The 14485-nt window shown below is 55.1% G+C and carries 11 protein-coding genes; 2 read left to right on the forward strand and 9 right to left on the reverse strand.

Translation table 11 applies throughout. From position 1 onward, the window contains the following. Nucleotides 1-35 precede the first annotated feature (35 nt). Entirely contained in the window at nt 36-3632 is a 3597-nt protein-coding gene (locus Mag101_RS10225; protein ID WP_077404353.1) for an indolepyruvate ferredoxin oxidoreductase family protein, read from the reverse strand. Between the two features lie 257 nt (nt 3633-3889). Here Mag101_RS10225 and Mag101_RS10230 point away from each other — a divergent pair, with 257 nt between their 5' ends. Then, complete coding sequence (locus Mag101_RS10230) at nt 3890-4360, forward strand: Lrp/AsnC family transcriptional regulator (RefSeq protein ID WP_010131435.1); 471 nt, start codon at nt 3890-3892, stop codon at nt 4358-4360. A 122-nt stretch (nt 4361-4482) separates the two neighbouring features. Here the strand turns inward: Mag101_RS10230 and Mag101_RS10235 are convergent, their stop codons facing one another. Next, a complete protein-coding gene (locus Mag101_RS10235; RefSeq protein WP_077404356.1) occupies nt 4483-4992 on the reverse strand; it encodes a shikimate kinase in 510 nt (169 codons plus the stop codon). A 23-nt stretch (nt 4993-5015) separates the two neighbouring features. After that, on the reverse strand, nt 5016-5738 hold the full coding sequence (locus tag Mag101_RS10240) for an acyltransferase (RefSeq protein ID WP_077404359.1): 723 nt from the start codon (nt 5736-5738) through the stop codon (nt 5016-5018). 227 nt (nt 5739-5965) lie between these two features. On the opposite strand from Mag101_RS10240, the gene Mag101_RS10245 reads away from it, so the two are divergent. Then, nucleotides 5966-6595 carry a class I SAM-dependent methyltransferase gene (locus tag Mag101_RS10245; protein WP_077404362.1) on the forward strand — a complete coding sequence of 210 codons (630 nt, stop codon included), beginning with the start codon at nt 5966-5968 and terminating at the stop codon, nt 6593-6595. Here Mag101_RS10245 and Mag101_RS10250 read toward each other — a convergent pair. The 6 genes from Mag101_RS10250 to Mag101_RS10275 form a co-directional block, all read right to left on the reverse strand. Beyond that, the gene (locus tag Mag101_RS10250) at nt 6524-7702 is read right to left on the reverse strand and encodes a prenyltransferase/squalene oxidase repeat-containing protein (protein ID WP_077404365.1); all 1179 of its coding nucleotides are present in this window, start codon (nt 7700-7702) and stop codon (nt 6524-6526) included. The two genes, Mag101_RS10245 and Mag101_RS10250, sit on opposite strands and share 72 nt — an antisense overlap. Continuing rightward, the gene (locus tag Mag101_RS10255) at nt 7699-8502 is read right to left on the reverse strand and encodes a class I SAM-dependent methyltransferase (protein ID WP_077404368.1); all 804 of its coding nucleotides are present in this window, start codon (nt 8500-8502) and stop codon (nt 7699-7701) included. The genes Mag101_RS10250 and Mag101_RS10255 overlap by 4 nt, the downstream gene beginning before the upstream one ends. Then, nucleotides 8502-9941 (reverse strand): glycosyltransferase family 4 protein, encoded by a 1440-nt coding sequence (locus Mag101_RS10260; RefSeq protein WP_077404371.1) that lies wholly within the window; start codon nt 9939-9941, stop codon nt 8502-8504. The genes Mag101_RS10255 and Mag101_RS10260 overlap by 1 nt, the downstream gene beginning before the upstream one ends. A 278-nt stretch (nt 9942-10219) precedes the next feature. Then, nucleotides 10220-11035 (reverse strand): OmpW/AlkL family protein, encoded by an 816-nt coding sequence (locus Mag101_RS10265; protein WP_198039965.1) that lies wholly within the window; start codon nt 11033-11035, stop codon nt 10220-10222. A 408-nt stretch (nt 11036-11443) separates the two neighbouring features. Then, a complete protein-coding gene (locus Mag101_RS10270; RefSeq protein ID WP_077404378.1) occupies nt 11444-12829 on the reverse strand; it encodes a glutamine synthetase family protein in 1386 nt (461 codons plus the stop codon). Between the two features lie 81 nt (nt 12830-12910). Beyond that, nucleotides 12911-14260 (reverse strand): aspartate aminotransferase family protein, encoded by a 1350-nt coding sequence (locus Mag101_RS10275; RefSeq protein WP_077404381.1) that lies wholly within the window; start codon nt 14258-14260, stop codon nt 12911-12913. Nucleotides 14261-14485 lie beyond the last annotated feature (225 nt).

Here is a 14485-nt window from a genome sequence, read left to right on the forward strand (position 1 = left end):
AATGGGCTCGCTTTTTTATCACAAAGGCAACAGAGTTAACCGACCTGCTGCGCCTTGGCGGGATCAAACACCTCCACCGGTGAACCGCCCGGCACACTCGCCTGCGGATCATAGAAGCGCTGCAGCGCAATGTTACGGGCTTCGTGGGCGAGCTTTACATTTTCCTCTTTGATCAGCCCGTAACCGCGAATCTGATCGGGATAGCACAGCAGTTCGAGCGCAGCGGCGTGGTTATCGGCACTCAGGCGCCCTACTACTTCATCGACGATCTTTTCGTACTCGGTAATTAAGCCACGCTCCATCTTGCGCTCTTCCGTGTAACCGAAGATATCGAGCACACTGCCTCGTAGGAAACGGAGCTTGGCCAAAATGGAAAATGCCTTGTGCATCCAGCCGCCAAATTTCATTTTACGCGGACGCCCCAGGTTCTTGTCAAAGCGACTGAGTAGCGGCGGCGCCAAATTAAATTCGAGTTCGAAATCGCCGGCAAAGTTTTCCTGCAAAGACTGCGTAAAACGACCATCGCTGTACAGGCGCGCCACTTCATACTCGTCTTTGTATGCCAGCAACTTGGCGTAGTTGCGAGCAACCACCTCAGCCAGGGCTTCACTGCCCGGTACCTTGAGGATTTCCGCGGCTTTTACCTTGTCCACCAGATCGCGATAACGACGCGCCAGGGGCGCCCCCTGATAGCCCGTAAGGTGTTCCATAAGGTGCGCGACAATTTCTTCCAGCCCCTGAGGCAAAACTGTCTCTTCCTGCTGGAACAACAGGGCATCCAATGCATCACGACCTGCTGCCGCCAATCGGCCAGCCGCCAACCCCTGCAAGTTGCCTTCAACCGCAACCCCGTTAAGTCGAATGGTCTCCTCAATCGCGGCCAGCCCCAATGGAATCAGACCTTTCTGCCAGGCAAAGCCGAGCATGAAAATATTTGCCGCGAGGGTATCGCCAAGAGCCGCCTTGGTGAGCTTGTGCCCCTCAACCACGTTCAGCTCTTTTACCGCGTCTTTGATGGTATCCAGCACCGCTTGCGGTGAATGGATATCTTCACGTCCCAGAACCGAAGCTGCGGTTGGGCTCAGGTGCGTATTCACCACCGCGCGACTGAGCGTCTCGTCCAGCTTCGCCAAGCTTGCAGACAGGTTACCCGCCGCAATCAGGTCACACGCCATCAGCGCGTCCGCCCGGCCATCAGAAATCCGCACAGCCTTGAGCGACTCGGGACGGTTGGCAAAGCGTACGTGGGAATATACCGCACCGCCTTTTTGCGCCAGTCCGGTTTGATCGAGTGTGCTGCACGCCTTGCCTTCAATATGCGCCGCCATCGCCAACAAAGCGCCAATGGTCACAACACCGGTACCACCAACACCGGTAACCAGCAGGTTATACGGTTCGTCCAGATCAGGCAGGTCTGGCGCAGGCAATTTTTCTGCCGCGTCAAACAGGGTATCACCCACCCCGGCGCGCTTGTTCAACTTGCCACCTTTCACGGTGACAAATGATGGACAGAAGCCATTTACACAGGACATATCCTGGTTACAGGATGTCTGATTAATACGACGCTTGTCGCCCAGGGGCGTAGAAACTTTTTCTACCGCAATACAGCTCGACTGAGTAACGCAATCACCGCAGCCCTCACACACCAGTTCATTGATAAACGGACGCCCTTCGGCCTTGGGTAACAGGCCACGCTTGCGCTTGCGGCGCAGCTCAGTGGCACAAGTCTGGTCGTAAATGATCACGGTACAGCCGGGCTCTTCGCGCAGCTCCTTCATGACCGCCGGCATATGGTCGCGGTGGCGAATTTCCACTTCCGCAGGGAAGCTCAGCGCGCCTTTGTACTTGTCGGTGTCGTCCATCACCAGCACAACGCGCTTGACCCCTTCTGCCAACACTTGGCGGCAGATCATATCCGGGTGCAGTTCCCCATCGTGGGGCTGGCCACCGGTCATGGCCACGGCGTCGTTAAACAGGATCTTGTAGGTAATATTAACCTTGGCTGCGACGGAAGCGCGGATCGCCAGAATACCGGAGTGGAAGTAGGTTCCGTCTCCTAGATTTACAAATACGTGCGGTTCACTGGTAAAGGCCGCCTGGCCAATCCAGTTCACCCCCTCCGCGCCCATCTGGGTAAAGGTGAAGGTCTCACGGTCCAACCACTGGGCCATATAGTGACAGCCAATACCGGCAAGTGCTCGGCTGCCTTCCGGTACACGGGTAGAACGGTTGTGCGGGCAACCGGCACAGAACATCGGCAGGCGGGCCACACTGGAGCCGGCCTGTGCGGAAATACGCTCGGCCAGCGCATCCAACCGCATCAGACGGTGCTTGGCGCGTTCATTGAGTTTGTCTTCACCCAGCAGATAACCGAGCACTTGTGCCACAACCGCCGGTGACAGCTCACCATACATCGGCAGCAGCGGCTTATCGTGTGCGTCGACCTTGCCGAGGATACGCGGGAAATGCGGATCACGCAGGTGCACGTTGTACAGCTCTTCTTTCAGCTGCACTTCCATCAGGCTGCGCTTTTCTTCCAATACCAGAAGTGAGTCGAGGCCGCGGGCAAATTCCTGAATACCGGGAACATCCAGCGGATAGGTCATACCGACCTTGAGGATACGAATACCCAGCGCGCGGGCACGGGCTTCATCGATGCCCATGTCTTCAAATGCCTGCATCAAGTCCAGATGCGCTTTACCGGCAGTTACAATACCCAGCGTCGCGTCTGGATTATCCAGCACCAGCTTGTTGAGCTGGTTGGCGCGGGCAAATGCCAGTGCTGCTGGGCGTTTGTAGCGCCACAGACGCTCTTCCTGCTCCAGCGGGTTGTCCTGCTTGCGGATATTCAGACCGCCTTGCGGGCGCTCGATTTCCGGATATTCGAAGGATACCCCCGCCGGATCCACCTCTACGGTGGAGGCGCTGTCCATGTTCTCGGCCAGGGTAATCATTGCCACCCAACAGCCACTGAAGCGCGACAACTCCAGCCCGTACAGGCCGTAGTCCAACACTTCCTGCACGGTAGAGGGGTTCAGCACCGGGATATGCATGTCGACAAAGGCGAATTCGGACTGCCCGGGATAAGACGATGACTTACAGCCGTGGTCGTCACCGGCAATGATCAATGCCCCCCCTTTCGGTGAGGAACCTGCCGCATTGGCGTGACGGAACGCATCGCAGGAGCGGTCAACACCGGGAGTTTTGCCGTACCAAATACCGCAGACGCCATCGACCTCGGCGCCTTCAAACAGACCAACCTGCTGGGAGCCCCAGACGGAAGTGGCCGCCAGCTCTTCGTTTACACCGGGGGTAAAGCGAATGTTGTACTCATCCAGCATCTTCTTGGCGCGCGCCAGCTGCTGGTCGTAGCCACCGAGAGGGGACCCGCGGTAGCCAGAAATAAACGTGGCAGTGTTGAGGCCGCGCGCGGAATCTACCCGCATCTGGTCGATGGGCAGGCGCACCAGCGCCTGAATACCGGACAACAGCACTCGCCCCTTCAGGGTGGTATACCGATCGTCGAGAGACACCGAAGACTCAGTAACCTTGTGATCGGTGATCGCCTGATCCTGAACCGTTTCGGCCTGAGATTCTGTTTTCGATCCCAGCTCCACTTTCTGTTCGCTCATACGCCTACTTCTTCCCGCTGATCTATGAAGCGCCGCCAAGTCCGCGGGCTTCCGGTAATTATTGTGATTCGGGGCGCTCGTCGCCGGTATTGGCGCCAATTCATACAGGTTGTTTTCAAACAACCAGCGCTAACGACGGCTTGGTCAGGTCATACTAGTGCTTAAAGCACATGGAAACATTGCTTTATTTACGGGTTTACACGTAAAATTATGACAGCCATCTCGGCCAATAGATAAAATGTAGGACAGGAGTTTATATGAAGCGCTCAACCGACCTGGATGATTTCGACCGCAAGATCCTGCGGGCGCTGCAGGAGAACGCCGATTATTCCATGGCTGAGCTGGGAGACAAAGTGGGTCTTTCCCATACCCCTTGCTGGCGTCGCATCAAGCGCCTGGAGGCCGAAGGTATCATCCGTGGGCGCGTCACCCTCCTGGACCCGCGCAAACTTGACCTAGGGGTCACAGTATACTGCTATGTCACCATACACAACCACGATGAAGATTCGTTGAACAATTTCGAATCGGCGGTACAGGATGTCCAGGAAGTTGTGGAATGTTACTCCACCAGTGGCGATAAAGACTATGTACTGCGCGTAGTAGTAGATAGTGTTGAGCATTACGAGCAGTTGCTCAAGCGTTCCTTGGTGCATCTGCCGAACGTGGCCTCGGTGAATTCGACTTTCGCACTCAAGCAAGTCAAATACACCACGCAACTGCCGCTCTAATCGGGTTGTAGTCAGGGCCGGACCGGGACACGCGTTCCCGGTCCTGGCACTTGTGGCCGCCATCTCACGGGCATCGGGCCGCTACCCCAAAGCCTTGCCGACCAGACCTGACAGGAACCGAGTTAACGGGACTCGACCCTGGCAACCACCTGCCCCAGAACCTGCTCGAGATCCTGCCCGTCACAGTCCACAACAATATCTGCGTACCGGCGATACAGCGCCTGCCGCTCTTCAAACAGCTCTTCAAAGCTCTGCCCGGGCGCCTTGGCAATTCCGCGACTTTCATAATTGTGAATGCGGCGACGCAGCTCATCAGCGGAACAGTTCAGGAACACCGCAGGGCCAAACTTCAGCAGATTGCGCATCCCGTCTTCGCTGTACACCGCACTGCCACCGGTGGCAATCACATGATTGGGCAGTTCCGCCTCGGCAATCACTTCACCTTCGATACGACGCAGATTCAGGTAATCCGACTCATTCATGATTTCCTGCAGCGTCTTGTCTTCCCGCAGCTGAATCAGTACATCCGTATCTACAAAGTCTTTAGCCAGCTCTTTCGCCAGCAATACCCCAAGGGTACTTTTACCGGCGCCCGGCATCCCAATCAGTACCACACTGCCCTGTTTATGCATTGTTATTAGACATCCAAACTGCGTTAATCCCCTCGCCTCGGCCATATTACTGACCTCAGCCACCCCAACAGGCTGTTGCCTGTGAGCAGCATTTTATCTAATTCGTCGAGATTGTGCGCCTGCCGGAAGCTATCGGCGAATAGAGCTTCCCGGGTAATCATTCGACGCCGGGGGTTTATTTGCTTGATTTCACGGGCGGGGTTGCCAGCGACAACCGTGTTTGCGGGAACGTCCCGGGTAACCACACTGCCCGCCCCCACTACCGAATTATCACCGATCGACACCCCCTTGCAGACAATTGCGCTGTCACCAATCCAGACGTTATTGCCAATGGATATCGGGGAAGTGCAGCGAAACGGACGCGTGCGATTGTAAAGGCCGTGCCAATCAGAATCGGAAATGTACACATTCGCCGCAAGCATGCAGGCATCGCCGAGGGTGATAGATTCGCCGGCAGAGATACGCACCCCAGGAGAAATCAGTACATAATCACCGATGGCAATGTGGGCATCGCCACCACGGTGCCCCATGGCGGTAAAACGAATGCAGTTATCCGGTGTAGAAATTAAATGGGGGAAGTCACCCAGACGAATATTATTGCCGAACACTTTCACCGAGGGCGGGTGCATAACCTCCGGTTCGCGCCCGATCGCATCGAACTGGGGCAACAAGAAGTGCCGACAGCGCCAGTTGCGAAAATTCAGCAAGGCGCGCTTTAGCCAGTATGGTCTATGATCTTTTCGCATTGGAAAGCCAATATTCCCTGATACTTATTTTTACAATCTGTTGCAAAACAACCGTTGTGACCAGCCGTATTTCCAGCCGTATCAAGGGCTATTCTCTGACCGCAACTTAGACAGATCTGGTCAGCAAGGCTGTCGAGCCAGCACATTGCAAAACAGCGGTGTAACACGTACCGTCACGCTCAACTCAACAGTTAACTCTATAAAAATTGTCGCGAGATACTCTGAAAATGGATGCTGCCCTGCCGTTAGAACTTCCCCTGGATATCAACTCCGTAAAAGGCTTTCTCGCTGACAGTGAGGGCGCTGCGCTGTACCGGCTCGCCGCCGAAGCCAGCGACCGAGGCCCTTGCCTGGAAATTGGCAGCTACTGCGGGAAATCCACGGTTTACCTGGGTAGTGCCTGCAAACTGATGAACAACACCCTGTTTGCGGTAGATCATCACCGCGGGTCCGAGGAACATCAGCCGGGCGAGGAGTACCACGATCGCGAACTGTTCGACAATCGTAGCCAGCTAATGGATAGCTTCCACGCGTTCCGCACCAATATGCGCGCAGCTCAGCTGGAGGAACATGTGGTTCCCGTGGTCGCCCCGACCACCGTGGCCGCGCGCCACTGGAACACACCTTTGGGCCTCGTATTTATCGACGGCGGCCACTCCCTAGAGGCCGCCCTTAACGACTATCGCTGCTGGTCGCGCCATATCGTGCCCGGTGGATTCCTGGCTATTCACGATATCTTCCCAAATCCGGAAGACGGTGGGCAGGCGCCCTATGACATCTACAAACTAGCGCTGGCCTCCGGCCAGTTCGAGTTGGTGGAGATGGTCGAGACTCTCGGCATCCTGCGCCGACTTTGAGGCGCGATTAACCAGATTCACACTGGTAAACAATTTGCTGGCAGGGGTAAGCCCTGCCAGGGCATCTGCCGCCAACAACATGGCACCCACCGTCCAGGTGGTTTTCTCCTCTGGCCACACCGCACTATCCCGGTACACATAACCTGTCCAGTAGCCGCCATCAGTATCTTGCCAGCGGTGTAAACCGCGATACAGAGTACGCGCTTTACTCATTTCACCGGCCGCCAACAGGGCCATCGTCAACTCACAGGATTCGGCCACCGTCACCCAGGGCTCGTCATTGACACAACGACAACCCAGTCCAGGCACCACGAATTCGTCCCATTTTTGCTGCAAGCGCGCCTTGGCAGCGTCGCCGGAGAATGCGCCAGTCAACACTGGATAGAACCAATCCATGGAAAAGCGCGCTTTGCTTTCCCAAGTGCGGTCAAATCGATGGGGCTTTTCCCGCAGTGCCAAACCCAGACGTTCGCGCGCATCGGACCACTCAGGCTTGGGCACCTGTAACACAGCGGCGATATTGATACCGCACTCGAGGCTCTTGAAAATGGAGGCACACCCGGTGATCAGGGCGTCTTCCATAGGCGCACCGTCACCGTCTACCGCCCACTGGATTTCTCCGTGAAACGACTGCAGCTTTAGCACAAACTCCAGCGCGGCCTCCGCCATGCCCCAGTGACCCGCAAGAAATGCGCGATCACCCGAAATGAGATAGTGATGCCAGATCCCTGTGGCAACATAAGCGACGAAGTTTGATTCGCGCCGCTCACCGTTATCGACCTTGTTGTCGCGGTAGGCCGCCCACCAGCTGCCATCTTCCAGCTGCTGGCTTGCCAACCAGGCGTATGCTCGCTCAGCAGCCGCAAACTCTCCGGCAATGCTCAGCCCCATCGCCGCTTCCACGTGGTCCCAGGGGTCCGCATAGTGCCCTTCAAACCAAGGGATACAGCCATTTGGCAGCTGCTGCGACAAAATATAATCCGCACTGGCACGCACAAAGTTGTTTGGCAGCAGCGGAAGTTCGTGTTCGTCGGGTGTGGCACCTGCCAGCGATTCGTCAGCAACGACTGCGGGCGACGCCGTGAGTGCATCGATTACACCACTCATACCGTCGACTCCTCTCGGATAGCAGTCTGTTCGACAGGCGTATTTTGCGCTGGGAGTATTGATGCACCCTTCTCTGAAGTTCCTTTCTGTGCACCAGCGGGCTTAACAAAATACAGCGCAATACTCTTGCCCAGCACTGGGTTTAACGCGGCTTCAAGCCCGCGTGTCAGCATTGGGCGCTCCATCATGTCCCACACCAGGAAACGGTGGTACTGGCGCAGGATGGGCTTTTCATCCTGCCCCCAGAACAAGCACTTCAGCCACCAAAATGGTGCGTGCAGTGCGTGTGCCTTGTGACGGGCGAAATACTTGAACCCCAAAGATTCGATCGCTTTGCGCAGGCCTTTTTCACGGAAGATGCGAATGTGCCCACCCTCTACCTGGTGATAAGCATCAGATAATTTCCAGCACACCCACTCGGGGAAGAATGCCGGCACGGTTGCAGCAAATACGCCACAAGGCTTTAACACTCGCAGAATCTCGCCAAGCACACCCTGATAGTCCTCGATGTGCTCGAGCACTTCTGAGCAAATAACCACATCAAAATGATCTGCGGGAAACGGCAACGCCAGGGCATTACCGACACAAAACTGTAAACTGCCCGCTTGCTGACCAGTCTCTGCAAAGGGCTGTGCGCGTTCGGCTGCCGTGGCCAGATCCTGCGCACTTAAGTCGACGCCAAAAATTTCGACCTGGTCAGTAATAGAGAAATGAATCGCATGGCGCCCTTCACCACAACCAAGGTCCAGCACACGCTGCCCTGGCCGCAAATTCAGTAACTTGGGGTCAACCGTAATCATCAGGCCGCGGCTCCCCGGCTATTGGCATTGGTACAGGTATTGGAATCAACCTCAACGCTGGCATTGGCATACTCGGTCTGCTCAGCAGAGATTACCGGGGCTGCACTTTGCAAAGTCTGCGATTGAGTACGCAACGATGTGGCGTTCGTCGCTGTTTTCTTGGCGGACTGGCGAATCATGCTGCGGTAATACGCCACCAAACTCTTGGCGGCCACTTCCCAGGAGAATTGTTCTTCGATACGGCGGCGCCCGGCTTTACCCAAAGACGCGTGTAGAGCTGGATCTTGCAACAGCTGCTCGATTGCGCCAGCCAAGGCAGCGCTATCGCCAGCGGGAACCACAATCCCAGCATCACCGACGACTTCGGGCAATGCACCGCCATCGCTGGAAATTACCGGCACCCCGCAAGCCATGGCTTCTCCAGCAGGAAGTCCAAAGCCCTCATACAGAGACGGGCAAACAACCATACCTGCGGAGGCGTAATATCGCGCCATTTCCTCGTTGGAAATTCCCGATACAAAGCGCACACAGGGTTCAAGATCAAGTTCGCGCAGGAGCTGTTCGGTCGCCCCGCCTTCCTGCAGCTTACCTACCACCAGTAATTCCAGCTGCGGATATCGAGCACGTAGTGAAGCCACTGCTTGCAGCAAAAAGCGCAGCCCCTTCAGCGGTTGATCTGCCGATGCCGTCGTCATGATACGCATGGAATGCTGGCGAACATCCGTTTGCGGCCTGAACAGCTGTGTATCGATACCGTTGTAAATCAATTTCAGCTGCTCAGGTACCACGCCAAACTGCGACACGATGTCATCGAACGACTGTGAAGAAACCGTGACAATATGCTTTAACTTGCGCGACACCCGTATCTGCATGCCGAGAAAACTGTGCCAGCGACGCACCAACAGCCGATAAAACCAATCCTGTGCAGCATCCAGAGCCAGCTGACGATCTCGGGTAATCGGGTGATGAATGGTTGCCACTACCGGCAAGCCGGATTTTTCGATATCCAGCAAGCCATAACACAGCGATTGATTATCGTGCACCACATCGTATTGCTGGCCGTGCCTGCGCAAGTAACGGGCAACGCGGCGACCAAAGGTATAGGGTTCAACAAAGCCTCCGGTGAGCTTGCCAAACCATTCGTAAAAGTCGGCCCAGCTCGACAGGTGCTTGAATTTCAGTGCGCGAGTGGGTCTGGGGTGCTCGTATAAATTGAGGCCGGGCATTTTGATCAGGCGCACACGCGGGTCGAGTTCCGGGTAGGGTTGCCCAGAAATCACGTCCACTTTGTGTCCTGCATCCGTGAGCGCCTTGCTCAGGTAGTGAAGGTAAACGCCCTGTCCACCGCAGTGGGGATGGCTTCGATATCCGAGCAAGCAAATATTCAGGGGCCTGGATTCGGCCGATGGACCGTCGGTTTGATTTCCCAAGGCGGTCATAAATTCCCCGTAGTTATTGTTTTGGCCAGCAATTGATCCGTTGCTGCCGATAATAACCGGTACTTGCCGGTTTTGAATGGGGCGAAGAATACACCGGCGCGGATATGACTGCTAGGCAGAATCCATCCACATCCGAGGCCAGACTACTCAGTCCGTCGCCACCAAATCAGGGCAAAATGAAATGGGTCCGCTGCAAAATTCGCCCCTATAGGGACGACAAAGCCCCGGCCCACCATAACAGGCGTGCCGGGGCAAAGGAGTCTGGAGCATTTGTTCGATCAGAAGCTGAACTTGTAGCCCACGCCTAGATTGAAGATCCAGGAATCGTAGTCCATGTCCTCTCTGATACGGATGGTGTCGAAGACAATGTCATTTCGCAGCGCGATATTATCAACACCCAGTTCTAGTTCAGGGTCCGCATCTACCCACATGGCCGAAGCATTAAACAGCCAGTTGGCGTCGCGGCCAAACTCAATATCGATACCGACCTGAGCGGTCCAGCCCCAGGAGCTACCGAAAGTCATCAGACCACGATCAGCCCGGCCAACAAACTGACCGTTATCGTTGATCACATCTTCGATAAACACTGGGCGCAGATAATCCTGCTTGATATCGGTGTAATTTACGCCCAAACCAAAATATGGTTGAACCCAACTTTCTACACACACCGGATACCAATTGGCAAACAAGCTGGTCACGCTGGTATCAAAGCCGCGCAGACGGTCGCGGCGCCGAATATCGATATCTTCACCAGTGGCAGTAATGGTGTAGTCCGCATCCATGTCGGCCTGATTCATGTGGTACAACTCAACCGCCCAGTGGTCGGCGACAAAGAAAGTACCATTAATAAACCATGAGGAATCGCTATCGACAGTAATGCGCTCACGAATCTCTACCGGAATCGTCGAATCTGGATCATCCGGATCCACGATGTCGATGACGTTGCGGTTAGAAAAAACAGAAGTGCTGTCCGCGTCGACATAAGAGCCCCCGACGCGCAAAATGAAATCGCCACCAGTAAAATCGGCAATGGCCGGTGAGGTCGCACTGGCGGCGGCAATCGCCAGCGGTAGAAGAAGAGACTTGGTTCGCATGGTAACTCCTTTTAACACTAAATGCTCCATAGCCGCCGGGGACACCGAACAAAAAATGACCCGTGCGTGCGGTTAGTTTCAGTATAGGTGGAGTTTTCTAAAAAACAGCAAGTACTGCCTAAGGTTTAACCCGCAAATGGGAAGAAATTTCTGCAAAAAGTTTTCGCCCAAAAAAAATGCCCGCCATAGGGCGGGCCAGATTTCTCGAACACACTTTCAGGAGGAGAGTTTGCGACGCACTGAGTAAACAAATGCTCAGCTGTCTGTGTTTAGGTATAGCAGAGCAACACCCTCTATCTCCTTAACTGTCATCAAACCCTTTGCATTGCGGCAGTAAACTGCGCCGACCAAAGCCATGGCGGAATATATAGCCGAAGCTTTGTCTTTAAAGTATTTACCGATGGCAAATTACGCGCGATGCAAATAACTCTGGTATTCAACGTCAGTAACACGTGCGGAAATTTCCGCCTGTTCCTGTCGTTTCAATAATACAAACAAATCTACAAATTCGGGATCAAGGTATTCACGCCACAACGCACTTTTCTCGAAGCGTTTCAGCGCACCACTCCAGGTATTGATGAGCTGCTCACTCTCTACCTGATACGCATCCCCTTCCACCGGCGCACCCGGCTGGAGTTTATTTTCCAGACCGTGACAAACCCCGGCGAGTATTGCCGCCAGCACCAGGTAGGCGTTTACATCGGCACCGGCGATACGGTGCTCAATGCGGCGCGCCGCAGGTTCACTCGCGGGGATACGGAATGTCACCGTGCGGTTGTCGTAACCCCAACACAGATTCAAGGGCGCATGACTGCTTTCCTGAAAACGACGGTATGAGTTTGCGTGGGGGGCAAAAATCGCCATGGCGTCATTGGCCGTCGCCATCATACCCGCCACTGCTTGTTGCAATAGCTCGGAGCCTTCATCAGTGCCGTCGTTAAAGACGTTATTGCCGTCTTTATCAACCAGGCTCATATGCACGTGCATACCATTGCCCGCTTGCTCACCAAACGGTTTGGCCATTGTGCTAACCCGCAGTCCATGGCTGCGTGCAACACCTTTTAACAGGCGCTTGAACAACAAGGTCTGATCGGCAACTTTTACCGGGTCATCGCTATGCAATAAATTGATTTCAAACTGGCCGGGCGCGCACTCAGAAAGAATGGAGTCTGCAGGAATCCCCTGCTCCTCACAAGCTGCGCGCACGTCGGCAAAGAAGTGCCGCTGGGCATCCAGCTCTGCCAAGTCGTATACGTCGGTAGAGGGTACCAGGTCGCTATCGTTATCACTGACCGGGCGCGGACGCCCTAATTCATCGGTGTCCTCACGCAACAGGTAAAACTCCACCTCGGTTGCGCACACGGCCTTCAGACCAAGACACGCCAGGCGCTCAACCACCTTCTGCAATTGCGCGCGCGGATCTGCGTAAAGCACTGAACCATCGGCCTCATGCAATTGCATGTGCAGCTGCGCGGTCTGCTCGCGATGCCACGGGGCCAGACAAATTGGCGAAACAGGCTGGCAAACCCCATCGCTGTCACCACTGGCAAATACCAACGGACTGTTTTCAACATCGCGACCCCAGATATCCAAGCTCACGGCACTGCGGGGCATCTGCAAGCCACCCTTCAAGAGCTTTTTAGCGGAATCTGCCGGCAGCCACTTCCCCCTTGGCACACCGTTAATGTCAAAGGCGAAGCCTTCGATCCATTTAAGGTCCGGGTGATCTGCAAGGAAAGCATTCGAGGTTTCGAGGATTTCCGCGGGCGGCTGGTATTTTTCTTTTGCTGCCATAAAAGGGATTCACGCTGTTGAAGGATGCTATTGAAAGGAAATGGCCCCCACTACAAATCCAGTGGGGGCCCGCTATGGATTTTACGCCATGGCCTTGGCGGTTTCATCCAGCGCACGGTGTGCCTTGTCCACCAGCTCGTCAATATGTGCGGTATCCAGAATCAGCGGCGGAGCAATAATCATGGTGTCGCCGGTTGCGCGCATCACCAGACCATTTTTGATGCTCATGTCGCGACAAACCGCACCAGCAGTGCAATCATCGTCAAAGCGCGCGCGGCTACCTTTATCTTTCACCAATTCCAGTGCGCCTACCAAACCGAGGGTACGCGCCTCGCCCACGATGGGGTGATCGGACAGTTCCGCCCAACGTTTGGCGAGGTATGGGCCGGTGACATCCCGCACGTTTTCAATGATTTTTTCATTGCGCAGGATGTTGAGGGTCACGATGCCCGCCATACAGGCTGCCGGGTGTGCGGAGTAAGTATAACCGTGGGTAAACTCACCGCCCTTCGCCTTGATCACTTCCGCTACGCGGTCGCTCACCATAGTACCACCCAGCGGGAAGTAACCATTGGTTACTGCCTTGGCAAAGGTCATCAGATCCGGCTTCATGCCATAGTAGTCGGCACCGAACCATTCACCGGTACGTCCGAAGCCAAAGATTACTTCGTCCATTACCAGCAGAATGTCGTACTGATCCAGAACCTTCTTCACCTCAGGCCAGTAGGTTTCCGGCGGGATAATCACACCGCCCGCACCCTGAATTGGCTCGGCAATAAAGGCGGCTACTTTCTCTGGGCCCAATTCCTGAATCTTTTCATCCAGACAACGCGCGGCGTAAACACCAAACTCCTCCGGTGACATATCGCCACCTTCGCCGAACCAGTATGGCTGCTGGATGTGCTCAATGTAGTCCAGTGCCTGGAACTGCTTGTGCATACCGCTCATGCCACCCAGGCTGGCACCACCAATAGTGGAGCCGTGGTAGGCGTTTTGGCGGGAGATCACAATACGCTTCTGAGGCTGGTCTTTCAGGTCCCAGTAGCGACGAATAATTCGCAGGTTGGTGTCATTGGCCTCACTACCGGAACCGGTGAAGAACACATTGTTCATACCGGCCGGGGTCACTTCGGAAAGCAGGTCGGCGAGTTCAATGGAGGGCACGGTGGTGCACTGGAAAAAGCTGTTGTAGAACGGCAGTTTATTGAGCTGCTCGTAAATTGCTTCACTAATTTCCCGGCGGCTGTAGCCGAGGTTACAACACCACAGGCCGGACATGCCGTCGAGCATGGTGTGGCCATCGATATCGGTGATGTACGGACCTTCCGCACTGGTGATTACACGGGTGCCCTGTTTGCCAAGGTCGTGGAAATCGGTAAACGGATGCAACAGGTGATCGCGGTCATGCTGTTGTAGCTGATTTTTGTTCATGAACTCACTCCTGAATCGAAAGACGCCTGCGCCATCTATACATTGCAGACGGCGCCGTAAAATGTGATCACATTCTAGAGGCAAGACCGGAAGTGGTGCAACCGCTATTCGCAACTCAGTCGCAGCTCAATCGAAACACGGCCACCGCCGCACGAATAGCACTAGCCTAGTGCCACTCGGCCACGAGTAGTTGTGCGGTTTGAGACCAACAATGGCGAGAAAGTA

Origin of the sequence: Microbulbifer agarilyticus (assembly GCF_001999945.1) — a bacterium.
Lineage (GTDB): Bacteria > Pseudomonadota > Gammaproteobacteria > Pseudomonadales > Cellvibrionaceae > Microbulbifer > Microbulbifer agarilyticus_A.

Coding starts and splice junctions, on each gene's coding strand:
- Mag101_RS10225 (WP_077404353.1), bottom strand. CDS start 3,632: ATGAGCGAACAGAAAGTGGAGCTGGGATCGAAAACAGAATCTCAGGCC.
- Mag101_RS10230 (WP_010131435.1), top strand. CDS start 3,890: ATGAAGCGCTCAACCGACCTGGATGATTTCGACCGCAAGATCCTGCGG.
- Mag101_RS10235 (WP_077404356.1), bottom strand. CDS start 4,992: ATGCATAAACAGGGCAGTGTGGTACTGATTGGGATGCCGGGCGCCGGT.
- Mag101_RS10240 (WP_077404359.1), bottom strand. CDS start 5,738: ATGCGAAAAGATCATAGACCATACTGGCTAAAGCGCGCCTTGCTGAAT.
- Mag101_RS10245 (WP_077404362.1), top strand. CDS start 5,966: ATGGATGCTGCCCTGCCGTTAGAACTTCCCCTGGATATCAACTCCGTA.
- Mag101_RS10250 (WP_077404365.1), bottom strand. CDS start 7,702: ATGAGTGGTGTAATCGATGCACTCACGGCGTCGCCCGCAGTCGTTGCT.
- Mag101_RS10255 (WP_077404368.1), bottom strand. CDS start 8,502: ATGATTACGGTTGACCCCAAGTTACTGAATTTGCGGCCAGGGCAGCGT.
- Mag101_RS10260 (WP_077404371.1), bottom strand. CDS start 9,941: ATGACCGCCTTGGGAAATCAAACCGACGGTCCATCGGCCGAATCCAGG.
- Mag101_RS10265 (WP_198039965.1), bottom strand. CDS start 11,035: ATGCGAACCAAGTCTCTTCTTCTACCGCTGGCGATTGCCGCCGCCAGT.
- Mag101_RS10270 (WP_077404378.1), bottom strand. CDS start 12,829: ATGGCAGCAAAAGAAAAATACCAGCCGCCCGCGGAAATCCTCGAAACC.
- Mag101_RS10275 (WP_077404381.1), bottom strand. CDS start 14,260: ATGAACAAAAATCAGCTACAACAGCATGACCGCGATCACCTGTTGCAT.